We start from the raw sequence: 24,566 nt of genomic DNA, 5'->3' as shown, positions 1-24,566 counted from the left end.
TAAAAAAGATGGCCTGGGAAACACACTGCTTTGCGCACCAATTTTGCGCGTCATATTTCGTGTTTTCGAATATAGGCATGTTATTTATTAATAAATTAAAAAACCAAAGAGAGATTTCTGATGATCGAGGCGCAAGAGCCTTCGATTTTGCCCATCAATTTATATTAAGATTCATGTGAAATAATGCCTTCTATACGTGTGATATAACGTCACGCGCGCTTGGGGCATGCAAAACGCTACGAGGGCGGGATGCATCCAAAAGGGGTCATTATGAACATCACCAATCTGTCTATTTTAAAGAAGGTCAGCCTTCTTGTGGTTCTCATGGGAATAGCGGCGGGCACCATTGCGGCGGCGGGTGCATTTGGGCTTCTTTCCTTAGGCAACTCTTTACGCGATACGGGTGCGCGAGAAGAAGTTGCGCGCGAAGCTATGGATTTGCGCGTTGATATTATTGCCATCAGCCGAATGACCTATCAATTGGCATTCGCGCCTGAGAAGGCCGCCGATTTTGCTGCGGAAACAGAAAAACGCTCCAAGGAAATGCTGGAGCGTTTGCCAAAAATTGCCTCCACAGCCGATGCTAACGAGAAAAAAGAGCTGGAGAATATCCGCACGACGCTCAACAGCTATTTTGACACTATCCGCAACATGGTGAAGGTTGCAGGCACCGAAGCTGCAAAACAGCCGGGCGTCATGATGGGTGAACTGAATAAGGCGCTCGACGGTCAAAAAACGGTGACGGCAGCCGTCAAGGTATACAGCAATTACTCCGCCAAATCGCTTGAGACTGCTCGCAGCAGCGCCATTGCGGGCTCCCAACGCACGATGATTGTGTTGATCACAACGGCGGTGGTGAGCATTTTGTTAGGCGTGGTTATCAGCGTTATCATTGCGCGCCGTGGCATTGTGAACCCTATCGCCACCCTCACCGCAACCATGGCACAAATTGCCAAGGGTGAGTTGAACGACAAGGCCCCTGGCACAGAGCGCGGTGACGAAATTGGGGAAATGGCACGCACCCTCGAGATCTTCCGCGCCAACCGGCTGCAAATGCAGCAAATGGAGCGGCAAGATGCGGCATTGCATGGTCAAAGCCGTGATTTGCAATCCAGCATTAGCGTCATCGTGGCTTCTGCGGCCGCTGGGGATTTCTCGAAGCGTATCAGCAAGACCTATGACGACAAGGATTTGATGAATTTTGCCAACAGCGTCAATCAATTGGTTGAGAATGTTGATCTTGGCATCACCGAAGTGCGGCGTGTGGTTGCGGCCCTTTCCACATCCGATCTGACGCAGTCGATGCAGGGTCAATTTCAGGGCGCATTTGCCGAGCTGCAAACCAACGTCAACCAGGCTATGTCGACCCTGCAGAGCACCATGCAAAGCATTCGCGGCGCCGGCACCACGATCAGCGATAATTCGAGCGAACTCAGTTCTTCCGCCAATCAATTGGCACGCCGCACAGAGCAGCAGGCCGCAGCCCTTGAGGAAACGGCAGCCGCCCTTGAAGAAATCACCACCACCGTGCGGACATCCACAGAGCGCGCCAATGAGGCAAGCAAAATGGTGGAGCAAACCCGCGAAAGTGCTGATAAATCGGGCACCATTGTGCGCAGTGCCATTGATGCCATGGGACGAATTGAGCAATCCTCGCAGAAAATTGGCCAGATCATTTCGGTGATCGATGAGATTGCCTTTCAGACCAACCTTCTGGCTCTTAACGCTGGCGTTGAAGCCGCACGCGCCGGTGAGGCAGGACGTGGCTTTGCGGTCGTTGCGCAAGAGGTGCGTGAACTTGCTCAGCGTTCGGCCAATGCAGCCCGCGAAATCAAGGGCCTGATCACGACATCGGCAGACGAAGTGAAGGGTGGTGTTTCGCTGGTGCTTTCGACCGGCCAGTCACTGGATGAAATTGTCGAGCTGGTCAATCGCGTCAATGGTCACGTTGCCAGCATTGCCCGTGCCGCTCAGGAGCAATCCATGGCGCTTGGCGAAATCAACACGTCGGTGAACCACATGGACCAGATGACCCAGCAAAATGCGGCAATGGTGGAAGAAACCACCGCAGCCAGCCAGGTGCTGGCCCATGAAGCAAGGCAGCTTCAAATGCAGCTGGATCAGTTCCGGTTGGAAGGTGCTCCTTCGACGCGGTATGGTCAGCGCGCCGCAGCGTGAGAATTTGAAAGATATAAAAAAAGCGCCGGCATGGTCCGGCGCTTTTTTAATTGTGTGAAGCGTTTTAGCCCTTGGAGCCCTTGGCGATTGGCTCTTGATAGGTAAAGCCCATATCCCATGGGAAATAAATCCAGGTGTCCTGGCTCACTTCCGTCACAAATGTATCCACGGTGGGAACACCTTTGGGCTTGGCATAGACACAGGCAAAATGGGCTTTTGGCATCAGGCTGCGCACTTCCAATGCGGTTTTGCCCGTATCGGTCAAATCGTCGAGAACCAGAACCCCCTGCCCGCCGTCTACCATCAGCTCAGGCGTAATGCCTTTCAGCAGTTGGAAATCGCCTTGATTGACATAGTCGTGATAAGAGGCAACGCAGACGGTTTCAATCAGCCGAATGTTCAGCTCACGCGAGATGATGGCCGCCGGAACCAGACCACCGCGGGTGATGCAGACAATGGCGCGAAAATCCTGGCCAAGACCGGCCAGACGCCATGCCAGCGCGCGCGCATCGCGGTGAAATTGATCCCATGAAACAGGAAAGGCTTTATCGGGAAGAGACATGCTTTGGCTCCGCAAACAGCAAAAAACGATGACGACAAAGCGTCCTTGCGAAGCCTCGAGAACAAACCCTTATGCCGGTGTGGGTCAATTGAAATCCACGCAGCTCAGGGGAAAGCCAAAAAGCGATCCCGTAGCAACGACCACGTGATCTGATACCCGCAAGGGCAACCCAGTCTTTGGCCGTTGCTATTAGCGTTTTTTTGCGCAGCAGTGCAAGAGCAAAGCCTTGAGTGCTTAACGCGAAAGAAGCGTCAACGCCGTCATCGAATCCAGCACGGTCCGGGTCACGCCGCCAAACAACACTTCCCACCACCGTTTGTGTGAGTAAGCGCCCATCACGAGAAGATCGATTCCTGCATCCGACAGCCGGTTTTCGATGTGCGCGGCGGCGGCAAGCTCGCCCTTTTCTTCCTGCGTGACGGTGATGTTCACACCATGGCGTGCAAGCGTGGTGGCAATTTCGGCAGCCGTGATGATCTTCGAGGTTTTTTCGTTGTGGTCTTCCACCACCGAAAAGACTTCGACAGCTTCGGCCTGTTTCAAAAATGGCAAGGCATCAAACGTTGCCCGCGAGGCTTCTCGCGAGCCATTCCATGCAATCAAAACACGCTTGATCGGCTTTGGTGTCTTCAAAATATAGGGCACCAGCAGAACCGGGCGTCCGCTTTCAAACAGCGCAGCTTCCATTTCGCTGCGCCCTTCCGAAAGAGCGCCACTATCGCCTTGGGCCACCACCAGCAAATCGGCGCAACGGCCACTATCAATCAGAAAATCGGTTGAACCAACCGAGGTTGCAATGCTGCGCCATTCAGATGAAATACCTTCACGCTGGCTGGCATGGGAGAATATCTCGGCAATTTTTGCCGTTTCCTTTTCCGCAAGATCCTGCATGGCTTGAACCGCAACCGGATCGGGCATTTCCATGGGGGCCATCATCGGTATACCCGCGACCGCTTCGCAATGGAGACCGATAACGTGCGAGCCATACTGTTCGGCAAGAGCAATCGAAAAATCGGTCACTTGTTGTGCCGTCTTCTGGGTATCCAGAATGCTGAGAATTGTCTTGTAGCCCATGTTCATCTCCCTGACGGTATTTATCAATCGAAACAACAATGCGCCGAAACCCATGCTGTTCCTTGATTTCGGTCAACCTCCAGCAGCGTTCACGCTTCGAGCGTGACTGTTTTGGACGCTTTGATGGAAGCAATCATCTCCTCGACAGCCAAAACGGCAGCATTCAACACCTCTTCCGAGCGGCCGCGCACCACAAGCTCTGTGTGAAACCCTTTGGAGCCATCATAGCGCGGATAAGAGCCGATGCTGGTTTCCGGATGAGCCTTTTGAACGGCAGCGAGATCGGTGCCAATCTCTCCTTCGCCATAAGGGCATGCAATGGCCCGTGACAGCACTTTGATGCCGCCTTTCAGCGTTTTCGTGACCTCCTCCAGCATGGCTTGAAACACCTGCGGCACACCGGCCATCACGTAAACATTCTCCACTTTGAAGCCAGGCGCGGTAGAAACGGCGTTGGGAATATGCTCCGCCCCTTGCGGCATGCGGGCCATGCGCTGACGGGCCGTGGTAAACTCAAGACCACGCCTTGCATACATCTCCGCCATGATCTGCATGGCCTTTTCATCATGCTCACACGGCAGACCGAAAGCCTTGGACACGGCATCTGCGGTGATGTCGTCGTGCGTTGGGCCAATCCCGCCTGAGGTAAACACATAGGTGTAACGGCTGCGCAGTGCATTCAGCGCCTCCACAATGGCGTCTTCCTCATCGGCAACAATGCGCACTTCTTTGAGATCAATACCCGCCAGCGTCAGCACATCGGCCAGATGGCCAATATTTTTGTCTTTGGTGCGGCCAGAAAGCAGTTCATCACCAATGGCAAGCATGGCGGCGGAAACGTGGGTGGATTGAGGCATGGGATATGGCTTTCTGACCTGAATAAATATACTGTCAATGTGTAGCGTTGCGGACGGCAATTCAAGGCGGGTTTCATCACACAATCGCGCCTTGCCCAGATATATTCCTCCTACCAATCTGTGGCAGAAGTTCTGGATTTCGCTCAGCACTGCGGAATTTGTGCAAAACAACCTCTTGCATTTCCAACCCAAGTCGTTGAAAACGCAAATATGCGGACGTGGCGAAACTGGTAGACGCAAGGGACTTAAAATCCCTCGGCCTTAGGCTGTACGGGTTCGACCCCCGTCGTCCGCACCAAACACCTCTTTCTCTTGCAAAATGGTTGTTGGCTTGAGGCAGCCTTACGAGCGCGCGCCTTGGCGGCTGGTATGGATTTGTCAATTATTGGTCCATAAACTACTGCATAATTCCTAAAATCGGAATCGATTGAAGATGAAAATTACGCAGTAGATGTAAAGTGTTACTTTGAGCCTTTGTGCGCCATATATGGCGCACGACGCTGTAATGCGTGTCGCAGTGAAATGGCACAAGAGGGTGAGTTCAAACCGACCATGATCGAGACGTTGAATGCGATTTGCCAGCAAGCGATGCGTCGCCCGATTTCGTCCGATGACGATCTGATTCAGAAGGGATTGAATGCGAATCGCGCCTTGAAAATCATCAAGGCATTCTGGATTGGCGCCGGCATTGAACTCGACGTGAATATTTTCTATCGCTGCCGCAGCGTGCGCGCCATTGTCAATGCTATCAGCAGAGGCGATGTGATTGATGATCGCAAAATCATCACCTTGCGTGAAGGCGACGCAAGCAGACCCCTTTTTATCTATGCGGGCGGCGTGAGTTTTTTTCTTGAAATGCAGGAGTTGATCAATGCCATTCGTTATGATGGCACCATCTATGGGATAAGACACAAAGATTTTGATGTTGAGCGCGATAATCCGCCGACAATCGCGCAGGAAGTCGAGGTGTCACTTGCGGCCATCACCACGATTGATCCACGCGGACCGTACCGCCTGCTGGGTTATTCTTTTGGCGGCGTCCAGGCGCTGGAGCTTGCGCGCCGCTTGAAAGCGGAGGGGCGCGATGTTGCCTTTTTGGCAATGCTTGATTCGCCGCAAAATGATCACAGCTGGCGGTGGCGCGATTGGGCAGGCTTGATGCGGCGCATCGTCTTTCGCCAGCTAAAGAGCAGATTGCGCCCAAAGCATCGACCAAAGCCCGCGCCATCCTCTTCTGCTTCAGATCACGTGGCGGGGCAAAGCCCGCCACGGCGCGGGCATCAGCTGATGTTTCGCTTTCGAAATCCCAGACATGCTGATTATCCCACATTTGCACCGCAATGGGCGGGCGGGCACACGCCTGTTTACGTCAACTCCGCCCGGCAGATTATTCAGATGAAAGGGCTTTATCGACCAATGCCCTTCGATGATGATGTTGTGTTTTTTTATTCCAAAGGCGGCTCACCCATTGATTGTGACGCCCGCACCATCTGGACACCTTATCTTCCCCATGCCGAGTGGGTTTGCTGCGCTGGCAACCATCAAAGCATGATTGTCGGGCGCAATGCAAAGACCCTTGCCGCCGAGCTGGATGAAAGGCTCGGCAGCACGGCTGTTTGAGCCAAACCGGCCCTTAATTCGATTGCTGTTTTAAAAGTGCTGGCAGGTCCTGGAGGAGGGAATCGCGTGCACGAATTCCTGCGGATATTTTTTCACGTTTTTCGTCTTTGATCAGTCGAACCAACACAATCCGACGACCGTCTTTTTCGCCCCAGCCAACATACCAGCCCCAAGGTCTGGCATAATCAAACGAGCCGTCTGCACCTCTTGGGTAAGCCATGCCGGTCTTTCCCTGAATAGTCCAGCCGTCTGGCTTTTTATCCTGTGTCTCCACAATGGCGATGGTTTTTTCCATTGCCGATTTCGATAGTGGCAATTTGGAATTCAGCAGTCTGATCAAAAAATTAGCCTGCTCACGTGGCGAAATTTTAAGTGACGAGGCTATCCAGGCGCGTTCAAGCCCGTTGTCTTTGCCAGGATCACCAGACACATCAGCATTGCCATAATCGATCCGCTTTACCTCGCTGGCAAACTTTGCGGCACCAAGTTGGTGCGTGATCTGTTGTGAATACCACACGACGGAATATTTCAGCCAGCGTGTCGGATCCGTTGGCTGTTTCCAGTTTTGGCCTCCCCAATCCGCATAGCCGGGCTGAAAAGCGAGTGTGGGGGTGTGGGCATCCTTCAAAATACCAGCATCATAGCCAATGGCTGCCAAGGCAATTTTAAAAGTTGAGGCCGGTGTCACGCGGCTGTTGCAATCGCCTTGCATAAATAGTTGCGTTGATGTTGCGCTATCCATGATCAATGTGCAGAGATTTTTCGCCTGCGCCATTGATGCAGATGCTGTGAGGGTAGCCAAACCTATTGCGACGAGTGTTGCGTTTTTCATCATGATTTTTTCCATAACGCCCCACCCGACGCATGCATGATGCATACGTCGGGTGTTTTGTTTCACAATCAACAATATTTGAAGCGAAAGATCCGTCAAAACCATGGCACAAGCGCTCATAAACAACCTTCTGCTCACCAAATGCTTGAGCAGCGGATGATAAAGAGCTAGGGCCAATAGGCGCGCCAAGGCTTTCCTCCCAAGTGGCTTGGCGGCGAACAACACCTGTGGCCGAAATCGACATCCTGCGTGGAACTGGTTTCGATAAGCCACGTTATACCGTTTTGGCACTGCGCTCTGAGCTTGTGAACCTTTGATACCAAGCATGGCTCGAGCGCACGCCAGCACATTCATCACGCTGTTGCAGCCTGGCTGTGGCGCAGCATAAAGAAAAAAGATACGAAAATGGCAGGAATTCAAACCGCTGCGCGCAGCAGCGCGCATCTAGACACCGCCGGACATGATCGTTCCTATACAGGTCCGCTGGTTGCCCTCACCTCTCTCTTTTTCCTCTGGGGCTTTATCACCTGCCTCAATGACATTCTCATCCCGCATTTGAAGAATGTGTTTCAGCTCAATTATACCCAGACCATGCTGATTCAGCTTTGCTTCTTTGGGGCTTACTTCATCGTGTCCTTGCCGGCTGGTGCCTTGGTCAAGCGCATCAGCTATAAATGGGGCATTGTCACTGGCCTTTTGATTTCGGCCATCGGCTGCGCCTTGTTTATTCCGGCGGCAAGCTACCGGGTTTACGCTCTGTTTCTGGGCGCGCTTTTTGTGCTGGCGTCTGGCGTTACCATTCTTCAGGTCGCCGCAAACCCCTATGTAACGGTGCTTGGCAAGCCTGAAACCGCCTCCAGCCGTTTGACGTTGACGCAGGCTTTCAACTCGCTTGGCACAACGGTTGCGCCAATTTTTGGCGCGTTTTTGATCTTGTCATCGGCAACGGCTGCGATTTCAAACCCAACACCAGAGCAGTTGGATGCGCTGCATATCGCGGAAGCTAGCGCTGTCAAATTCCCTTACCTGCTGCTGGCAGGCGCTTTTCTTGTTCTCGCCGCCATTTTTGCAGCGCTGAAACTGCCCGTGGTTGATGATGAAGAAGAAGAGGTTGCCCACACCGGTGAGGCTGCTGGCTCGGCCTGGAGCTATCGCCATCTTGTGCTCGGTGCCGTAGGCATTTTTGTGTATGTTGGTGCCGAGGTCAGCATTGGCAGCTTCCTTGTCAACTTCATGGCTGATCCGACCATTGCGGGCATGCCAGAGCAAACAGCGGCGCATTACGTTTCTTACTTCTGGGGTGGTGCCATGGTCGGCCGCTTCATCGGCTCTGTGGTGATGCGTTATGTGGATGCGGGCAAAACACTGACAGCCAATGCGACCGTGGCCGCCATTTTGCTGCTGGTTACCGTGCTGACCACCGGCCATGTGGCGATGTGGAGCGTGCTTGCCATCGGCTTCTTCAACTCCATCATGTTCCCAACCATTTTCAGCCTGGCGCTGAAAGGGCTTGGACGCCACACCAGCCAAGGTTCTGGCATTTTGTGCCTCGCCATCGTCGGCGGCGCGCTCTTGCCACTGGTGCAGGGTGGTCTTGCAGATACGATCGGCATCCACATGGCCTTCCTGATGCCAATTATTTGCTATCTCTACATCGCCTATTATGGCGTTCTCGGCTCCAAGCCAAAAGCTTGATCTGAGATGCAAAGAAAAGCCGCCTCATCGGGCGGCTTTTTTTATGCACGAAGCAATCTCAGCGCATTGAGCGTCACAAGCACGGTGGCGCCCGTATCGGCCATAATGGCTGGCCACAGACCGGTTATGCCGAGCAGCGTTGTGACTAGAAAGACGGCTTTCAAACCAAGTGCAACCGTGATGTTCTGGCCAATGTTACGCATGGTGCGTTTGGACAGCAGGATCATCTCTGGCACATCCGACACGCGTCCGTGGAGAATGGCGGCGTCAGCAGTTTCCAGCGCCACATCAGTACCGCCGCCCATGGCGATGCCAATATCAGCGGCGGCTAAGGCCGGGGCATCGTTGATGCCATCGCCAACCTTGGCAACAATCCGGCCCCTGCCCTGCAATTGCGCAACAATGTGCTGCTTGTCTTGCGGCAGCAATTCAGCCCGTACATCAATGCCAAGATCTGCACCAATTGCTTTTGCCGTTTGGTTGTTATCCCCCGTCAGCATGAGGGTTTCCACACCCATGTTCTGGAGCGTCCTGAGCGCCGCAATCGCATCTTCTCTCGGTTCATCGCGCATGGCAAGCGCGCCCGCCACCACGCCATCAATCACCAGCACAGAGACGGTTTTGCCATCTGCATGCAATCTGGAAATCGTACTTCTTTGACCGTCATCCAGACCGGCCTGCTCTTCTGCGGCATTGGGGGAGCCCAAAAACAGGCTCATGCCCTCAAATGTACCAAGCACGCCCTTGCCACCCACAGCTTTTGCCTCAGAGGCTTGCGACACCGAAAGGCCTTCACGCGCTGCTTTGTCAAGAATGGCCTTCGCCAGCGGATGATTTGAGCCTGCTTCCAGCGCTGCGGAAAGGCGCAAGACCTTTGCTGTATCCGTCGAAAAAGCCACAACGTCGGTGACCACCGGCTTACCTTCTGTCAACGTTCCGGTCTTATCAAAGCAAACGGTATTGATCTTACCAAGGCGCTCCAGAACAGCACCGCCCTTGAGCAACAGACCGCGCCGCGCGCCCGCGGAAAGTGATGCTGCAATGGCGGCTGGCGTGGAAATGACCAAGGCGCAAGGGCAGCCAATCAGCAAAATCGCAAGGCCCTTGTATATCCACTCTGCCCAGTCACCACCGGCCAAAAGTGGTGGCGCGACCGCAACCAGCGCAGCAATCAACACCACACCTGGGGTGTAGTAGGTTGAAAAGCGATCAATAAACCGTTCTGTCGGTGCCTTGCTTTCCTGTGCCTCTTCCACCAGCCGAATGATGCGGGCGATGGTATTGTCTGTTGCTGCCGCAGTGACTCTGATGCGCAACACGCTGTCGGCATTGACCGTGCCTGCAAACACCGTGGCATCAGGCCCTTTGCGAACCGGTGTGCTCTCGCCGGTCACCGGCGCTTCATCAATGGCGCTTTCGCCGGAAAGAATGATGCCATCGGCGGGAATGCGATCACCGGGGCGCACCATGATAACATTGCCGACAGCAAGCGCATCTGCCGGTATTTCACGCGTTGATGCACCGTCTTCAAGCAAGGCGATCTTGGGCACCAGCGATGCCAGAGATTGGATGCTGGCGCGTGCCTTGGTCGCGGCCATGCCTTCGAGCAATTCGCCAATCAGAAACAGCACAACAACGGTTGCGGCCTCCTCTTGCGCGCCAATCACCACCGCGCCCACGGCCGCAATGGTCATCAGCATTTCAATGGAAAATATCGTGCCGAAACGCGCCGCCATAAAAGCGCGCCTTGCAATGGGGATGAGGCCAACAAGCAATGCAGCCGTGAAAATCCAACCCTGATAAGCTGGCAAAATATGGCCAATGCCATAGGCCAGCGCCAGTGCGGCAAGACTATAGAATGTCAATTTTGCTTTGCTGCTTGCCCACCATGGCCCAGTCGTGGCCGCATGATTGTGGCTGTGAAGATCGATTTGAGCACCATGCGCATGGTCAGCGGCGTGCTCATGTCGGTGCTCCGCGTGATCATGATGATCATGATCACCAGTGCAGCAAGAAGATGCCTCTACATGCGTATGCGTATGCGGTTGCTCGGTGGCAGACAACACAGATGCACTGTAGCCAAGTTGTTTGACCTGTTGTTGCACAGACAGCGGTAAATCATGGGAAGGGTTGTGGCGCACCGTCATTGTGCTGGCAGCAACGGAAACCGACACATCCTCCACGCCACTGACGCGGCGAACAGCTTTGTCGATTTTTGCGGCGCAGGAGGCGCAATCCATGCCCTCCACCCGAAAACGGGTTTGTTCCATCCTCTTGTCCATAATCCATCCTTTTCATCACATGGATGCAAGATAGGATCTCTAGGGACTAGAGCTTCAAGAGGGTAGCGGTAATATTTTTGAAAAAAAATACCGAAAAGGCAGCGTGTTGGTTGAAGCCTGAAAATTGATAATTTGAATGTCGTCGCCGGGTGCGTTTCGCGCCATGGTCCCGGCGAAGCAAGCGATTACCACCGAAAGGGCGGATAATCTCGGTCAAGCATGCGATCCAATGATGGCATGCTCAACCGCGTTGCGGCTGTTTAGCGCGCGGCCTTCGCAACCGAATGGCCAGCCGATTGGGTGGCATTTACGGTGCTGGCGGCGTCTTTACCCATCCCGCGAATTGTGTTGCCGCATGAAGACAGGGCTGCTGTCATCAGGACGATGGATGCAATTGTGAAGATTTTTTTCGAGTGCATTTTGAAAACCCCTGTGGCGACATGTGGCGCGTAACGCGCTTTGCATCCATATAATGCGGCAGGCAGAAGAAAGTTCCGCAATCTTTCCAATGTTTCTGATTAAAAAGGCCAGAACTTAATGCTAGCTTTGGTTGCGGGCGTCCATCGTCAGCAACAAGGTTGGAGGGAATGGGAGTGATGGTGGTTCAAAGAGATGCGCAGACAGTTTTGGTAATGACAGCAGGAGGCCCGAATCCCTGGATGGTTATCAACGCTCTCTATTCGCATTTCCTCAATTCGCATGTCTCTGTGCATGTTCTGCTCGAAGAGCCAGAAAGCAAACAAGAGATCTTCCAACGCCGGAAAAGACGTCTCGGTGCCGTTCCGGCATTTGGCCAATTGGCGACAATGGCCTTTGCCAAGCTGCTCAGGAAAGCCGCGCAGCGTAGAACGACGGAAATTTGTAAGCGTTACAATGCCAATCCGCATTTCAATCCAGATGTTCCTGTGACAACCGTGCGCAGCATCAACAGTCCGGAAACGCTGGAGTTGGTGCGCCACTGCAATCCCGGTGCTATTTTGCTGGTCAGCACACGCTTGATGAAACGCGACATGCTGGAGGCGCTCAACGTGTCGGTGCTTAATCTTCACGCTGGGATCAACCCCGCCTATCGCGGCCAGATGGGAGGCTATTGGGCGCTTGCCAGTGACGATGCCGATAATTTTGGCGCAACGATCCATATGGTTGATGCCGGAACGGATACGGGTGCCACGCTCTATCAGGTGCGGCCAAAGCCTGAAAAATCCGACTTCCTTTCCACGTACCCGATGCTGCTCACGGCTGCCGCTCTGGATATAACCCGCCAAGCCGTCGATGAGGCTTTGCAGGGCCAATTGAAACCCGTTGCAGCCACGGGCCCCTCAGCGCTGCATTTTCCGCCAACCCTCTGGCTTTGGCTGTGGAATGGCGTGAAAAAAGGCGTCTGGTAGACGTTACACGCCCTCTTAGGCCGCCATGCAATGGGAGACAAAGCTTCGATCACCCAAAACGCAGCGCACGTAATCGGCAACTGCGTTCACAGGCGCACTTGCATCATCGCGCAGTGCTATGCCGATATCATAGGTTCCGAGCTTTGGAAGTCCGTCATGTTCTGTCAGTTCGACCATGTCGTCTTGCAGCAGAAAGCGTGCCAGCGGTGCGACAGCAATATCGGCGCGAATGGCGGCCATCTGCCCCATATGGTGACCACAGAAATAGGCGATCCGAAATGTGGTGCCTTGTTTAGTCAACTCATCCAACGCGCGTTGGCGCCAGATGCATCCCTCATTCCAAACAGAGACCGGCAAAGGTGATTTCAAATGGGCCTGTCCGTGCTTTTTACCGGCCCACACCAGATCCTCAGTCATCACGCGCATGGATGGATTGGCCGCTACTCCATCGAGAAAGTTGAACAACGTCACATCCAGCCGCTTTTCATCAATTGCCTTTTTGAGCGCAATGGAACTGTCAATCGTCACCTCAATGGCAAGATGCGGCCATGTCTGGGAGAGATGCATCAAAATGCCGGGCAGGATCAGTTCGCCAATATCGTCAGGCGCGCCCAATCGCACCACACCGTTCATCTCCGGCATCAGAAACCGCGATACTGCCTCATTGCTCAGGGCAAGCATGCGTTTTGCATAACTTAGCAACATTTCGCCGTGTGGCGTCAGCGAAACTGAACGTGCGTCACGGCGAAACAGTGAAACGGAAAGCTGTTCCTCAAGCTTTTTGATCTGCATGGACACAGCCGATGGCGTGCGAAACACCTGCTCCGCTGCAGCTGTAAAACTGCCTGTTTCTGAAATCGCGACAAATGTTCTGAGAACATCGTTTTCCAGCAAAGGCAAGTTGGCAGACTGGATCAGCTTCATGATCTATCCTTCAGATTTTTTCATCTTAAGGATCATATCGTTTCGTTTGATTGAATGTCAATTCGGTTTCATGCTGTGCAGACAATCAAACAAGGAGCGATGACATGGCAATTGCCGAAAAAGCGCGCTTGAACCCGTACGAGGCGCTGCACAGCACGCTGATGACATCGGTTAAAAATCAGGTGCGCGATTATCTGAAGCGACGCAGGCTAAAGGCGGAGCGCGCGCAAACCATCGCGATCGTGGCAAGACTTTCACCGGAAATACGTGCCGATATCGGCCTTATCGGTGATGCGTGGATACACCACAAAACGTGATCAATAATATCAAAAACATTCGATTTATTGATGGCAATAACGGTGTCATTTTAAACAGGTCGATCACGCCTCATTGGCATTTGATCGTAAGAAAGGAAAGTGGAGATGACTTATATCGCGCAGTGCCCAACACAGACGTCCCGCCCTCAGGTGCCAACCCTGTTCACCACATGGCAGCACACACTCTTGGGCTGGAATGCGAGCTTTAAAATCTGGAACGAGCAGCGAAAGCTGCTTCATGCTCTTGCATCTATGCCCGTAGCTATGCGCAAGGATCTGGGCTGGCCTGCAATCGACACAGAACGCCTGCCAGCAAACACACAGTGACCATCCCGAACCACGGTGAGGCAAAGGGAAAAATGTGATTTTTATGATGAAAATCAATATTTACCAAGGGGATGGCTTTCCGCCCCATCACATTTAGGTGGCGACCAGACGTTTATAGGTCGCCACTTTCATCTTATGGCTGAAAAATATAAAATATTGCTGTCGTGATATGTCGTGATACTGTCGTATTCAGGCAATTGACTTACTTAAAAAATGTCAATTTTGCCGATCTCCACAGCACGGTGACGATATGAGCAAAACGCCGATCAAAAAACGCAGCATAGTCTTTTTTCTGATTCCGAATTTTACGCTTTTGCCATTTGCAGGTGCCGTCGAAACGCTGCGTATCGCCAACCGGATGTTGGGTTACAACGCATACGAATGGCGGATCTGTTCCGTGGATGGCACCAAGGTGTCATCATCGTCGGGTATCTGCATCGATGTGGATACGGCCCTTGCCGACGAGCGTCGCAACCTTTCCGGCGAAAACCGCCCTAATATGGCGATTGTCTGTTCGGGCGTCTATGTCGAAGAGTTTCACAACAAGTCGGTCAACGCGTGGCTTCGCGAGGCCTATGGCCGCAATGTGGCGATTGGCAGCCTCTGTACGGGGTCTCATATTCTCGCCCAGGCTGGCCTGCTGAATGGCAAGCGCTGCGCTATCCATTGGGAGAACTTGCCCGGCTTTGCCGAAGCCTTCCCGCAAGCCGAAGTCTATGCCGATCTCTATGAGGTCGATGGCAATCTCTACACCTGCGCCGGCGGCACAGCCTCCTTGGACATGATGCTCAATCTTGTCGGGCAGGACTTTGGCGAAGCGCTGGTGAACAGGGTGTGTGAGCAGCACCTGACGGACCGTGTCCGCGCGGCCAGCGACCGCCAGCGCCTGCCGCTTCGCGCCCGCCTTGGTGTGCAAAACAACAAGGTCTTGCAGATCATAGAATTGATGGAAGCAAGCCTTTCCGAGCCCATATCGTTGCTGGATATCGCCGATAAGGTCGATCTCTCACGCCGTCAGATCGAGCGGCTGTTTCAGCAGGAAATGGGGCGTTCCCCTGCCCGTTATTATCTGGAAATCCGGCTCGATCGGGCGCGTCATTTGCTGGTGCAATCCTCCATGCCGGTGGTGGAGGTTGCGGTGGCCTGCGGCTTCGTTTCCGCGTCGCATTTTTCAAAATGTTATCGCGAATTCTACAATCGCTCGCCGCAGCAAGAGCGCGCCGAGCGCAAATTGTCAGGCGGAAGCGGCAAACTCAAAATCGCTGCGTGATGTTTTTTTGAAAAGCCATCCGGGGTAAACGTTGGCTTTTCAAACACCGTGTTCAGGTACCGTGTTCAAGCGTCGCCTTCGGCATGCGACTCGCCTTGGCTTGCTTTATAGACCAAAATCATTTTTTCCAACGAAATGCCATCAACGGTAACACCAGTCAGGCGGCAATTCTCGATTTCAAGGCCGGACAGGTTTGCATTTTGAATCCGTGCTCCCGAGAGATTGACGTCATTTAATTTCCAGCCCGACATATTGGTGTCGTTGATTTTCCATCCCGTGAGATTGCTGTCGTTGACGCGCGTGCCAGAAAAATTGATTTGGTTAAACTCACTGCCAGACAGATTGGCATCATTATATTGAGAACCAGACAGATTGGAATCATTCACGTCCAATTGCTCAGTCACACGATGAAGTTTCATTTCAATCACCTCATTCGATAAAAAGACCGCACAGCATATCTGCTGCGCGGCCTCAACTTTTATCAATGCATGCGGTTTGGCAAGCTTATTTCGGCAGCTTGTCGTCTACGCCTTGAACGTAGAAGTTCATACCGAGCAGCGTGCCATCATCCGCCTTTTCGCCAGCCTTGAGCCAAGCTGTGCCGTCCTGCTTGGTGATCGGGCCTGTGAAGGGGTGCAACTCGCCAGACTTGATCTTGGCTTCCGTCTCTTCAGCCAGTTTCTTCACGTCATCAGGCATGTTGGTGTAGGGGGCCATGGTCAAAATGCCATCCTTCAGGCCATCCCAGCTCTGCTGCGACTTCCATTTGCCATCCAACAGTTCCTGCGTGCGCTTGATGTAATAAGCGCCCCACGTGTCAACAATGGCGGTCAGCTGCGACTTTGGACCGGCCTTGATCATGTCCGATGCCTGACCGAAAGCCTTGATGCCGCGCTCTTCAGCCACCTGCATCGGCGCTGTTGTGTCGGTGTGCTGGGTCAGAATATCAACGCCCTGATCGAGCAACGCCTTGGCCGCATCGGCTTCCTTGCCTGGATCAGCCCAGGAGTTGACCCAGATGACCTTCATTTTGAAGTCCGGGTTTACAGATTTTGCGCCCTGCTCAAAGGCGTTGATGCCCATGACCACTTCTGGAATCGGGAAGGATGCGATGTAGCCAGCCTCGCCCTTCTTGGACATTTTACCAGCAATAACGCCGAGGATATAGCGGCCTTCATAGAAGCGCGAGTTGTAGGTCGCAACATTCTCAGCAGCCTTGAAGCCGGTTGCGTGCTCAAACTTTACCTTCGGAAATTTCTTGGCGACCTTGATGGTGGCGTCCATGAAGCCAAACGATGTCGTGTATATCATCTGGCAGTTATCGCGCGCCAAACGCTCAATTGCGCGCTCGGCATCCGGGCCTTCTGGAACGTTTTCCAGATAAGGTGTTTCGATCTTGTCACCAAAATGAGCCTGAAGCTCCTGACGGCCACGATCCTGCGCCTGTGTCCAGCCGCCGTCGGTCTTGCTGCCAACGTAAACGAAGCAAATCTTCGTTTTGTCGGCGGCAGATGCCGCAGTAGACATGGACAGCACTGTGGCAACGGTGGCTGCAAAAGCCAGTGTTAGTTTCTTCATAATTTCCCCTATTGGTTTGCAGAAAAAATGTGCTCGTTCAGCGATCTGGGACAAAGGGCTTTCCGAGCGAAGCAGGCGTGTTGATAAGAGTCGTACGTCGATTTTGCGATATAACCACCAAAACAACAATCGTGGCGGCATAGGGCAAAGCGGATAAAAACTGCGAAGGCAGGCCAATACCAAAGGCCTGCGCATGCAGCTGGCCGATTGTTACCGCCCCAAAAAGGTAGCCCCCCGCCAGAACGCGCCATGGCCGCCAGGACGCAAAGACCACAAGCGCCAATGCAATCCATCCGCGTCCGGCAGACATATTTTCCACCCATTGCGGCGTGTAGACAAGTGATAATTGCGCGCCCGCCAAACCGGCACAAGCCCCACCAAACATCACCGCGAGATAGCGAACATGAATAACCTTGAGCCCAAGCGTATGGGCTGATGTGTGACTGTCGCCAATTGCGCGCAGCATCAGCCCGGTGCGGCTTTTAAACAGGAACCAGTGAACACCAATCACCAGCACAATCGAAAGATAGAAGAACAGATCTTGATGGAAAAGCACGGGGCCAACAAAGGGAATATCGGACAAAAACGGAATGGTGATATCCGGCATGCGCACGCCGGGCTTGCCAACAAAACTCTCGCCCAATTGCCCGGAAACGCCGAGGCCCAAAATGGTCAAAGCCAGCCCTGTTGCCACCTGATTGGCGACCAGTGTCAAAGTGAGGAAAGCAAATAGAAGCGAGAAAACTGCGCCTGCGGCAATGCCCGCGACAATGCCGAGCAGTGGCGAGCCAGAGGAATAAGAGGCCGCGAAGGCAGCCACCGCCCCCATGATCATCATGCCTTCGACACCGAGGTTCAAAACCCCTGCCCGCTCTGTGACCAGTTCACCCATGGCCGCGATGACCAGTGGTGTCGAGGCGGTGATAATCGTGAGCAGAATTGCTTCCAGAATCATGAGTTGCCTCCACCCAGCGCGGAGCGGGCCTTTGTCCAGACAATCCTGATTTTATAATAAATCAGCGTGTCGCAGGAAAGAACGAAAAACAGCAGCAAGCCCTGAAACACCCGTGTGACCTTATCGGACACGCCAATCGACAATTGTGCGCCCTCGCCCCCCAGATAGGTCAGGGCCAGCACCAGCCCGGATGCGATAATGCCCAGCGGGCTCAAGCGCCCAAGAAAGGCAACGATAATGGCCGTGAACCCGTAGCCCGGCGAAATAGACGGCTGCAAGTGACCAATCGAGCCAGACACTTCGGAAATGCCAGCCAGTCCGGCCAACCCACCTGAGAACATCATGGAAAACCACACCATGCCCTTGGATGAAAAGCCTGCAAACCGCCCTGCCCGCGCCGATTGCCCCAGCACAGAAATCTCAAAGCCCTTCATGGTGAAGCGCACCATGAACCAGACGATCAGCGCCACAACAATGGCAATCACAAAGCCCCAGTGGGCGCGGCCAGAATCTGGCCAGATTGCTGGAAGAACCGCTTCCTCGACGAATTCGCGGGTCTGGGGGAAATTGAACCCCTTGGGGTCACGCCACGGTCCACGCGTCAGATAATCCAGAAGCAATTGCGCGATATAGACCAGCATCAAGCTGCTGAGAATCTCATTGGTATTGAACCGGGTTTTCAACAATGCGGGAATTGCGGCGTAAAGGGCGCCACCCACCGCACCAAGCACCAGCATCAGGGGCAAAAGCAAGGGCGAATGCCATTCATAGAAAATCACGGGGATGTAGCTACCCACCAGGGCACCGACAATAAACTGGCCCTCAGCTCCGATATTCCAATTGTTGGAGCGATAACAGATGGAAAGGCCAACACCAATCAGGATAAGGGGAGCTGCCTTGATGGCCAGTTCGTGCAGCGACCACACTTGCGTCAACGGATCGATAAAGAAGCTGTAAAGCGCAAAATAGGGGTCTTTGCCCATCAGCTGAAACATGATGCCACCAAACAGCAAGGTCAGCACTAAAGCCAGAAGCGGCGATGCGAAGGTGAAAAAACGAGATGCGCGTGCGCGCTTTTCAAGCTCAATGCGCATCTGCGCTCTCCAAGCCATGTATTCCGCCCATGAGCAAGCCTATTTTTTCCCGTGTCATCGTGCGGGCCGGATAGATTTTGGAAAGCTTGCCATCGGATATGGCTGCAATGGTGTTTGCCACTTCGAAAATTTCATCCAGATCCTGACTTATAATCACAACCGCAGAACCATGATTGGCCAGATTGACCAGCGCTTGTCTGATTCTGCGGGCGGCGCCCGCATCGACACCCCAGGTTGGTTGGTTGACAACCAGCACATCGGGCTGGCGGTCCAGTTCGCGTCCAACAATGAATTTCTGCAGATTCCCACCGGAGAGTGATCCCGCCAACGGATCGTCTCCACTTTTGCGCACATCCATTTCCGAGCAAATCTGATTGCTCACGTCGGCAAGAGCGCTCCTGCTGATCAAACCGAGCATTCCTCTCACAAACCGCGACTGATCGGAGCGATGTCTGGCGAGCAGCAGGTTTTCTGAAAGCGTCAGCGTGGTGATGGCCGCATGGCCGTGGCGCTCTTCCGGCACAAAGCCCGCCCCCAGCAAACGCCGTTCATTAATGCCTGATTGGCCCACGGAGTGCCCGCAAATTTTGATGGCGTCGTGAATTTTCACCGGGTATTCGCCCGAAATCGCGTCAAACAACTCGCTTTGGCCGTTGCCGGCCACACCTGCAATGCCAAGGATCTCGCCTGCGCGCACACTCAGCGAAACCGATTTCAGCGCCATGGCAAAAGGTGTGCGTGGTGGCACATTTAGATCTGTGACGCACAAAAGCTCATCACCGAATTCAGGGGCAGCTTCCTGGGTTACGCCGGCCACGTCACCGCCGACCATCAGGCTTGCCAGTGATGCTGCTGTTTCCTTGCGTGGCTCACAGGCTCCAACCACCTTGCCATGGCGCAAGACAGTGGCGCGATCACATATCCGCTGCACCTCATCCAGGCGGTGACTGATATAGAGAACCGATCGACCTTCGGCCTTCAGCTTATCGAGCGTTTCAAACAGCTTATCGGCTTCTTGCGGAGTGAGAACAGAGGTTGGCTCATCCAGAATGATCAGTTTTGGGTTTTGCAAAAGCGCCCGAACAATTTCGATGCGCTGACGTTCGCCCACCGATAAATCAGCCACGTGGGAATTGGGATCAAGCGGCAACCCGTAGGAGATTGAAAGGGCGCGTGCTTTTTCCGAAATATCGGCGATAGAGACGGAACGATCCAGCGAAAGCGCGATATTTTCGGCAACCGTCAAAGCTTCGAACAATGAAAAATGCTGAAACACCATGCCAATACCAAGTTTGCGCGCTTGCGCAGGCGTGGCAATGTTCACATGGTCGCCGTTCCAGACAATATCGCCGCTGTTGGGGGCAAGAACACCGAAGAGCATTTTGACCAGAGTGGATTTTCCAGCACCATTTTCACCCAGCAAGGCATGAATTTCGCCGGGGCGAATCTCGAGATCAATCCCGTCGCAAGCCGTGAAAGAACCGAACCGTTTCGTCAACTTCCGCACAGAAAGCAGCGAAGCATTCATCGATTCCTGACTGTGCGACACCTTACCCCCTTTGTCTCATCCGGCATGACACCGCTGGAACGAAATGTAAAAACGTACAAATCCCAAAACCAGGCACCGTCTTTACTACAGCACTGCACGCTACATTGGGCGCATCAAAGCTTCACTGTAGATTTCGATGTTTTCGCACATTTGTTTAAACCAATTCCGATTTAAACAAGCACGCAACACCGTGAACGGACCTCTTACACTGCATTGATACTGACTTTAGCGTATCACACAACCGTCACATCGACTATTTTTTAGATGCTGCCGTAAAATCAGGCAGAAATGCAAGATTAATCTCGGCCCAAGGCAGGGAAAATCTGCAAAACACCACCAATAACATAGAGATAGACGCCAGTTGCGATGAAGGGTATCTGCACGAAATACGGTGTGGAAAAATCCATCAACAGCGCATAAATGCCCAGAGCGCTCCACACGAAAAAGACGCCCAGATTGAGGATTCGCAACCGCTTGACACGCACAGGGTGGAGGAAGTTGATGGGCAGGAAGGTCAAAAGAACCGAGATGACCACGACCGTCATGGCCGTTGTTGCCGAGGCATCGATCACAAACAGGCTGAAGATCACCATATTCCAAACCACAGGGAAGCCGGAGAAGAAATACTCCTCGGTTTTCATACCTGTATCGGCGTAGTAAATGGCACTCGATACAACAATCATTCCGGCCGCAACAAATGACCAGGGCTGCCCGATCATGCCGCTTTGATAGAGTGCAAAAGCCGGCAGCAGCACATAGGTTACGTAATCAATGATGTTATCAAGCGTATCACCCGACCAATTGGGCAGAACTTCCTTGACCCTCACTTTTCGGGCAATTGGACCGTCGATGCCATCGACCAGCAACGCGAGCCCCAGCCACCAGAACATGCTGGTGAAATTTTTGTCGGCGGCAGCCACAACACCCAAAAATGCGAGAAACGATCCCGACGCCGTGAGAATATGCACGGAAAAGGCGCGGATTTCCGCATAGGGTACACGCTTGTAGTTGAAAATCTTCATGGTTCGCCGGTTTTGTCCCTATGATCGGTGGGCGCGATATTCTCCGAATCCCTTTCAAATGCAACCTTTCAAACGGCGCTTCATAGGGTTCAGCGCGTAAACCCCATGTTTTTCGGCAATTTTTATTGCTGCTCTTTGGGCATTTCTTCTCATACTGCGCCAATTCGGCCCATGGATTTTATTCGAGTACAGCATTACATCTAAAAGACGTTGCGCCCTATAAGGCGTATAAAGGTTCGCTGTCGCACTTTATATCGAATGATGCAGTTGGGAATACCATCAAGGAGCAGGCCGGTGGATAAAAAAGAGGTCGTTATCGTTGGAGCAGGTCTTGCCGGTTCGGTGGCCGCGATTGCGCTATCCCGGCGCGGGCGCAAAGTGGCTCTCGTCTGCGGCAAGGCCCATCCTCAGGACCAGCGCACAACCGCATTGATGGATCAATCGATTCGGTTTTTGGATCGCCTTGGCCTGTGGGAGGATTTGCAGCCAAAAGCCGAAGCGCTCTCAACAATGCGAATCATTGATGGCACACAGCGTTTGTTGCGAGCCCCGCCAGCGAGCTTTTTGAGCTCGGAAATCGACCTGCCCGCCTTTGGCTATAATTTTAGCAACACGGAGTTGTTGGCCACGTTTGAAGCAGCGATTGCGCGTGAACCCAACATCACGCTCTATCGCAACAACGCATCCTCTGTTCACTTTGGCAATGATGATGCCGTGGTGACGCTTGATGATGGAACCGAGCTTGGAGCTGATCTGGTTATTGGTGCTGACGGACGCAAATCCCTGACGCGCGAAGCAGCTAACGTGTCTGTGCGCACCTGGTCTTATCCGCAAACGGCTGTGGTGCTGAATTTTGCCCACGCTTTGCCACACAACAACACATCAACAGAGTTTCACACAGAATCCGGCCCCTTCACGCAGGTACCTTTGCACGGCAACCGCTCCAGCCTTGTGTGGGTGGTGCAGCCGAAAGAAGCCGAACGCTTGATGGCACTGCCAATGGAAGAGCTTGGCAAAATCGTGGAACAGCGCATGCAATCCTTGCTTGGTCAGGTGACCATTGAGAATGGCGTGCAGGCATGGCCTTTGTCGGGCATGACAGCATTGCGCTATGGCAAGGGACGCGCTGTCTTTGTGGGGGAAGCCGCCCATGCATTTCCGCCAATTGGTGCACAAGGTCTGAACTTGAGCCTGCGCGATGTGATGGTGCTCGACGAATTGGTAGGCGAAGATCTGAGTAAACCGATCAGCGCTTCGATTGGCAACCGTTTTGACCACCGCCGCAAGGTGGATGTTTTGAGCAGAACCGCAAGTGTCGATTTGTTGAACCGTTCACTGCTGTCACCATTTCTGCCGGTTCAGATGGTACGGGCGGCGGGTATTCATCTGCTGTCGAGTTTATCGCCGCTGCGCCAGTTTGTCATGCGCGAGGGGGTATCTCCCGGCAAAGGACTGGGCGCTTTTCCCGAAATGCTGCGAAGCAAGATCACGTCGCGGTTTTAAAGCTTTGGTTCGAAAAGACCGATTAAAGCGGATGCATGCAGGGATTTATCCGATTCTTGAGAGAACCGGAAAGCTCTGCTGAAACCAGATCGCCAGATCGGTGACAAATCCGAAGATAAAAGCGAGGCCTGTGAGCACCAGCAGCAGGCCCATCAGCTTTTCCACCAGACCAAGATGGCGGCGAAAGCGCGTGAGAAACCGCATGAACGCCCCGGAAAAGCCCGCTGCGATCCAAAATGGAATGGCCAAGCCCAGCGAATAGACGGCCAGCAGCACAGCACCCTGCCCCACAGTGTCACGGGCAGCGGCAACGGCAAGAATTGCCCCGAGAACCGGACCGATACACGGCGTCCAGCCGAAGGCAAAGGCAAGACCCATCACATACGCGCCAGTGAGGGTTGCAGGTTTGCCGCCGCTTGAAAAGCGCGCTTCACGCGCCAGCAAACCAATGCGAAAAAGGCCAAGAAAATTCAAACCCATGATGATGATGATCACGCCACCAATCTTGGAGAGAATATCAAGATGCTGGCGCAACATCATGCCGATGGTGGAGGCTCCTGCCCCGAGCGCCACAAACACGGTGGCAAATCCGAGCGTAAAGCACAGCGCAAAAAAGATAACACCGCTGCGCATGCGTGTATCAACAGCTACGGTTGAGCCGCCTCGAAACTGCTCAACACTCACGCCCGCCATGTAGCACAGGTAAGGTGGCACCAATGGCAATACGCAGGGTGAGAGGAATGATAGGGTGCCCGCGATGAGCGCCGTTAAAAACGGTATTTCAGCAATAGACACGATTTCCCCCGAGATATTACCAGATGCAACAGATTTTTGCATGTGGTAGCGCTGTTTGCCATCACATGCCAATCATCTTTTTTTGCTGTTTCATAACAATGGCCTGTTAAAAAGCTGCAAAATCTCACTTTTTTAGGTTGACCCAAAACATCCGCGTGACTATGTTCCGGCCACTTCCTGAGGCGCTGATTTGCCTCGCTTGGGAGAGCGTAGCTCAGCCGGTAGAGCAACTGACTTTTAATCAGTAGGTCATGGGTTCGAATCCCATCGCTCTCACCACTTCTCTAAAATTTCGAGATGACATTCAGGCCAGTTTCTATGTGGATGTCGTCAATGTTCCGTAAGACCCTCCCACAGTTTTCCACACGGGCAGCAGTGCGTTAAAACAGGCCGCTTTTGCGCATGGTGGCGGTCTCGACTCAAATGGCTGCCATCATGATCCTGAGAGTGGTGGCTATCATTGCCACGGGAAAAACCGACCCCTTCATATTCAGTGGTTTTTTAAGAGCATTAGAAAAATCGGGTTTCTTGCCAGCCGTGGGCACGCGTATTTTGAGTTCAAACCGTCATATATGCTTGCCGGTCGGGCAGATTTCCTATAAATAATCGCCTGTTCGGGTATTTATGATCCCGGAGACTGGACTGATTGTATCACCGCGACTGGCCCTTGATGGCTTTGCGGCGCTGGAGGCTTAACCTCCGATGGTAGACGTCTTTTCCCCGTTATCTCGACTACCGACCTGC

At 53.3% G+C, this 24,566-nt stretch carries 22 protein-coding genes, 2 tRNA genes and 1 pseudogene; 11 read left to right on the top strand and 14 right to left on the bottom strand.

The annotated features are described in order from the left end of the window. Window positions 1–270 precede the first annotated feature (270 nt). Complete coding sequence (locus BJF95_RS18410) at window positions 271–2,178, top strand: methyl-accepting chemotaxis protein (protein WP_075641141.1); 1,908 nt, start codon at window positions 271–273, stop codon at window positions 2,176–2,178. A 64-nt stretch (window positions 2,179–2,242) separates the two neighbouring features. Here BJF95_RS18410 and gpt read toward each other — a convergent pair whose 3' ends face one another. The 3 genes from gpt to BJF95_RS18395 form a co-directional block, all read right to left on the bottom strand. Continuing rightward, window positions 2,243–2,740, bottom strand: a complete 498-nt coding sequence (gene gpt / locus BJF95_RS18405; RefSeq protein ID WP_075640868.1) for a xanthine phosphoribosyltransferase — start codon at window positions 2,738–2,740, stop codon at window positions 2,243–2,245. A 234-nt stretch (window positions 2,741–2,974) separates the two neighbouring features. Further along, complete coding sequence (locus BJF95_RS18400) at window positions 2,975–3,814, bottom strand: universal stress protein (RefSeq protein WP_075640867.1); 840 nt, start codon at window positions 3,812–3,814, stop codon at window positions 2,975–2,977. Between the two features lie 89 nt (window positions 3,815–3,903). Continuing rightward, window positions 3,904–4,671 carry a competence/damage-inducible protein A gene (locus BJF95_RS18395; RefSeq protein WP_075640866.1) on the bottom strand — a complete coding sequence of 256 codons (768 nt, stop codon included), beginning with the start codon at window positions 4,669–4,671 and terminating at the stop codon, window positions 3,904–3,906. A gap of 212 nt (window positions 4,672–4,883) precedes the next feature. On the opposite strand from BJF95_RS18395, the gene BJF95_RS18390 reads away from it, so the two are divergent. Both BJF95_RS18390 and BJF95_RS18385 read left to right on the top strand, forming a co-directional pair. After that, window positions 4,884–4,969 (top strand) — tRNA-Leu (locus BJF95_RS18390). Between the two features lie 254 nt (window positions 4,970–5,223). Beyond that, entirely contained in the window at window positions 5,224–6,291 is a 1,068-nt protein-coding gene (locus tag BJF95_RS18385) for a thioesterase domain-containing protein (RefSeq protein WP_175577288.1), read from the top strand. 13 nt (window positions 6,292–6,304) lie between these two features. Here the strand turns inward: BJF95_RS18385 and blaOXA are convergent, their stop codons facing one another. Further along, window positions 6,305–7,123: a class D beta-lactamase gene (blaOXA, locus tag BJF95_RS24695; protein ID WP_075641140.1), complete on the bottom strand. Its 819-nt coding sequence runs from the start codon at window positions 7,121–7,123 to the stop codon at window positions 6,305–6,307. A 405-nt stretch (window positions 7,124–7,528) separates the two neighbouring features. Here blaOXA and fucP point away from each other — a divergent pair, with 405 nt between their 5' ends. Beyond that, a complete protein-coding gene (fucP, locus tag BJF95_RS18375; protein ID WP_075640864.1) occupies window positions 7,529–8,818 on the top strand; it encodes an L-fucose:H+ symporter permease in 1,290 nt (429 codons plus the stop codon). 41 nt (window positions 8,819–8,859) lie between these two features. On the opposite strand, the gene BJF95_RS18370 is transcribed toward fucP, so the two are convergent. After that, window positions 8,860–11,088, bottom strand: coding sequence for a heavy metal translocating P-type ATPase (locus tag BJF95_RS18370; RefSeq protein WP_245297365.1), 2,229 nt, complete (start codon window positions 11,086–11,088; stop codon window positions 8,860–8,862). Window positions 11,089–11,360: 272 nt separating this feature from the next. Continuing rightward, window positions 11,361–11,477, bottom strand: coding sequence for an entericidin domain-containing protein (locus BJF95_RS24500; protein ID WP_425348712.1), 117 nt, complete (start codon window positions 11,475–11,477; stop codon window positions 11,361–11,363). 282 nt (window positions 11,478–11,759) lie between these two features. Between BJF95_RS24500 and BJF95_RS18360 the strand changes: the two genes are divergently transcribed. Beyond that, the gene (locus BJF95_RS18360; RefSeq protein WP_245297364.1) at window positions 11,760–12,488 is read left to right on the top strand and encodes a formyl transferase; all 729 of its coding nucleotides are present in this window, start codon (window positions 11,760–11,762) and stop codon (window positions 12,486–12,488) included. 15 nt (window positions 12,489–12,503) lie between these two features. On the opposite strand, the gene BJF95_RS18355 is transcribed toward BJF95_RS18360, so the two are convergent. Beyond that, complete coding sequence (locus tag BJF95_RS18355) at window positions 12,504–13,412, bottom strand: LysR family transcriptional regulator (RefSeq protein WP_075640861.1); 909 nt, start codon at window positions 13,410–13,412, stop codon at window positions 12,504–12,506. Window positions 13,413–13,516: 104 nt separating this feature from the next. On the opposite strand from BJF95_RS18355, the gene BJF95_RS18350 reads away from it, so the two are divergent. The 3 genes from BJF95_RS18350 to BJF95_RS18340 all read left to right on the top strand — a co-directional run bounded on the left by BJF95_RS18350 (window position 13,517) and on the right by BJF95_RS18340 (window position 15,326). After that, window positions 13,517–13,729 carry a hypothetical protein gene (locus BJF95_RS18350; RefSeq protein ID WP_075640860.1) on the top strand — a complete coding sequence of 71 codons (213 nt, stop codon included), beginning with the start codon at window positions 13,517–13,519 and terminating at the stop codon, window positions 13,727–13,729. 105 nt (window positions 13,730–13,834) lie between these two features. Beyond that, entirely contained in the window at window positions 13,835–14,056 is a 222-nt protein-coding gene (locus tag BJF95_RS18345; RefSeq protein ID WP_075640859.1) for a hypothetical protein, read from the top strand. A 250-nt stretch (window positions 14,057–14,306) separates the two neighbouring features. Further along, entirely contained in the window at window positions 14,307–15,326 is a 1,020-nt protein-coding gene (locus tag BJF95_RS18340) for a GlxA family transcriptional regulator (RefSeq protein ID WP_075640858.1), read from the top strand. A gap of 65 nt (window positions 15,327–15,391) precedes the next feature. Here the strand turns inward: BJF95_RS18340 and BJF95_RS18335 are convergent, their stop codons facing one another. The 6 genes from BJF95_RS18335 to pcsA form a co-directional block, all read right to left on the bottom strand. Continuing rightward, complete coding sequence (locus BJF95_RS18335) at window positions 15,392–15,745, bottom strand: pentapeptide repeat-containing protein (RefSeq protein WP_075640857.1); 354 nt, start codon at window positions 15,743–15,745, stop codon at window positions 15,392–15,394. An 85-nt stretch (window positions 15,746–15,830) separates the two neighbouring features. Next, window positions 15,831–16,904 carry a BMP family ABC transporter substrate-binding protein gene (locus BJF95_RS18330; protein WP_075640856.1) on the bottom strand — a complete coding sequence of 358 codons (1,074 nt, stop codon included), beginning with the start codon at window positions 16,902–16,904 and terminating at the stop codon, window positions 15,831–15,833. Between the two features lie 37 nt (window positions 16,905–16,941). Next, window positions 16,942–17,859, bottom strand: coding sequence for an ABC transporter permease (locus tag BJF95_RS18325; RefSeq protein ID WP_075640855.1), 918 nt, complete (start codon window positions 17,857–17,859; stop codon window positions 16,942–16,944). Then, window positions 17,856–18,953 carry an ABC transporter permease gene (locus BJF95_RS18320; protein ID WP_075640854.1) on the bottom strand — a complete coding sequence of 366 codons (1,098 nt, stop codon included), beginning with the start codon at window positions 18,951–18,953 and terminating at the stop codon, window positions 17,856–17,858. Before BJF95_RS18320 ends, BJF95_RS18325 begins: the two co-directional genes overlap by 4 nt. After that, complete coding sequence (locus tag BJF95_RS18315; RefSeq protein WP_075640853.1) at window positions 18,943–20,481, bottom strand: ABC transporter ATP-binding protein; 1,539 nt, start codon at window positions 20,479–20,481, stop codon at window positions 18,943–18,945. Before BJF95_RS18315 ends, BJF95_RS18320 begins: the two co-directional genes overlap by 11 nt. Before the next feature lie 317 nt (window positions 20,482–20,798). Next, window positions 20,799–21,524, bottom strand: coding sequence for a phosphatidylcholine synthase (gene pcsA, locus BJF95_RS18310; RefSeq protein ID WP_075640852.1), 726 nt, complete (start codon window positions 21,522–21,524; stop codon window positions 20,799–20,801). Window positions 21,525–21,818: 294 nt separating this feature from the next. Between pcsA and BJF95_RS18305 the strand changes: the two genes are divergently transcribed. Then, window positions 21,819–23,027: a UbiH/UbiF family hydroxylase gene (locus BJF95_RS18305; RefSeq protein ID WP_139317557.1), complete on the top strand. Its 1,209-nt coding sequence runs from the start codon at window positions 21,819–21,821 to the stop codon at window positions 23,025–23,027. Window positions 23,028–23,072: 45 nt separating this feature from the next. Here the strand turns inward: BJF95_RS18305 and BJF95_RS18300 are convergent, their stop codons facing one another. Further along, entirely contained in the window at window positions 23,073–23,822 is a 750-nt protein-coding gene (locus tag BJF95_RS18300) for a cytochrome c biogenesis CcdA family protein (protein WP_075641137.1), read from the bottom strand. A gap of 203 nt (window positions 23,823–24,025) precedes the next feature. On the opposite strand from BJF95_RS18300, the gene BJF95_RS18295 reads away from it, so the two are divergent. Beyond that, a tRNA-Lys gene (locus BJF95_RS18295) sits at window positions 24,026–24,101 on the top strand. Between the two features lie 122 nt (window positions 24,102–24,223). After that, window positions 24,224–24,424 (top strand): annotated as a pseudogene (locus tag BJF95_RS24690) (hypothetical protein); the annotation flags it as partial. Window positions 24,425–24,566 lie beyond the last annotated feature (142 nt).

Origin of the sequence: Rhizobium oryziradicis (assembly GCF_001939045.1) — a bacterium.
GTDB lineage: Bacteria > Pseudomonadota > Alphaproteobacteria > Rhizobiales > Rhizobiaceae > Allorhizobium > Allorhizobium oryziradicis.
The sequence above is the reverse complement of the archived record's forward strand: the minus strand, read 5'-3'. Positions and strand labels throughout refer to the sequence as shown.

Bases quoted from the DNA above. Each gene is read 5' to 3' on its own strand.
- BJF95_RS18410 (WP_075641141.1), top strand. From the start codon at position 271: ATGAACATCACCAATCTGTCTATTTTAAAGAAGGTCAGCCTTCTTGTG.
- gpt (WP_075640868.1), bottom strand. From the start codon at position 2,740: ATGTCTCTTCCCGATAAAGCCTTTCCTGTTTCATGGGATCAATTTCAC.
- BJF95_RS18400 (WP_075640867.1), bottom strand. From the start codon at position 3,814: ATGGGCTACAAGACAATTCTCAGCATTCTGGATACCCAGAAGACGGCA.
- BJF95_RS18395 (WP_075640866.1), bottom strand. From the start codon at position 4,671: ATGCCTCAATCCACCCACGTTTCCGCCGCCATGCTTGCCATTGGTGAT.
- BJF95_RS18385 (WP_175577288.1), top strand. From the start codon at position 5,224: ATGATCGAGACGTTGAATGCGATTTGCCAGCAAGCGATGCGTCGCCCG.
- blaOXA (WP_075641140.1), bottom strand. From the start codon at position 7,123: ATGAAAAACGCAACACTCGTCGCAATAGGTTTGGCTACCCTCACAGCA.
- fucP (WP_075640864.1), top strand. From the start codon at position 7,529: ATGGCAGGAATTCAAACCGCTGCGCGCAGCAGCGCGCATCTAGACACC.
- BJF95_RS18370 (WP_245297365.1), bottom strand. From the start codon at position 11,088: ATGGAACAAACCCGTTTTCGGGTGGAGGGCATGGATTGCGCCTCCTGC.
- BJF95_RS24500 (WP_425348712.1), bottom strand. From the start codon at position 11,477: ATGACAGCAGCCCTGTCTTCATGCGGCAACACAATTCGCGGGATGGGT.
- BJF95_RS18360 (WP_245297364.1), top strand. From the start codon at position 11,760: ATGGTTATCAACGCTCTCTATTCGCATTTCCTCAATTCGCATGTCTCT.
- BJF95_RS18355 (WP_075640861.1), bottom strand. From the start codon at position 13,412: ATGAAGCTGATCCAGTCTGCCAACTTGCCTTTGCTGGAAAACGATGTT.
- BJF95_RS18350 (WP_075640860.1), top strand. From the start codon at position 13,517: ATGGCAATTGCCGAAAAAGCGCGCTTGAACCCGTACGAGGCGCTGCAC.
- BJF95_RS18345 (WP_075640859.1), top strand. From the start codon at position 13,835: ATGACTTATATCGCGCAGTGCCCAACACAGACGTCCCGCCCTCAGGTG.
- BJF95_RS18340 (WP_075640858.1), top strand. From the start codon at position 14,307: ATGAGCAAAACGCCGATCAAAAAACGCAGCATAGTCTTTTTTCTGATT.
- BJF95_RS18335 (WP_075640857.1), bottom strand. From the start codon at position 15,745: ATGAAACTTCATCGTGTGACTGAGCAATTGGACGTGAATGATTCCAAT.
- BJF95_RS18330 (WP_075640856.1), bottom strand. From the start codon at position 16,904: ATGAAGAAACTAACACTGGCTTTTGCAGCCACCGTTGCCACAGTGCTG.
- BJF95_RS18325 (WP_075640855.1), bottom strand. From the start codon at position 17,859: ATGATTCTGGAAGCAATTCTGCTCACGATTATCACCGCCTCGACACCA.
- BJF95_RS18320 (WP_075640854.1), bottom strand. From the start codon at position 18,953: ATGCGCATTGAGCTTGAAAAGCGCGCACGCGCATCTCGTTTTTTCACC.
- BJF95_RS18315 (WP_075640853.1), bottom strand. From the start codon at position 20,481: ATGAATGCTTCGCTGCTTTCTGTGCGGAAGTTGACGAAACGGTTCGGT.
- pcsA (WP_075640852.1), bottom strand. From the start codon at position 21,524: ATGAAGATTTTCAACTACAAGCGTGTACCCTATGCGGAAATCCGCGCC.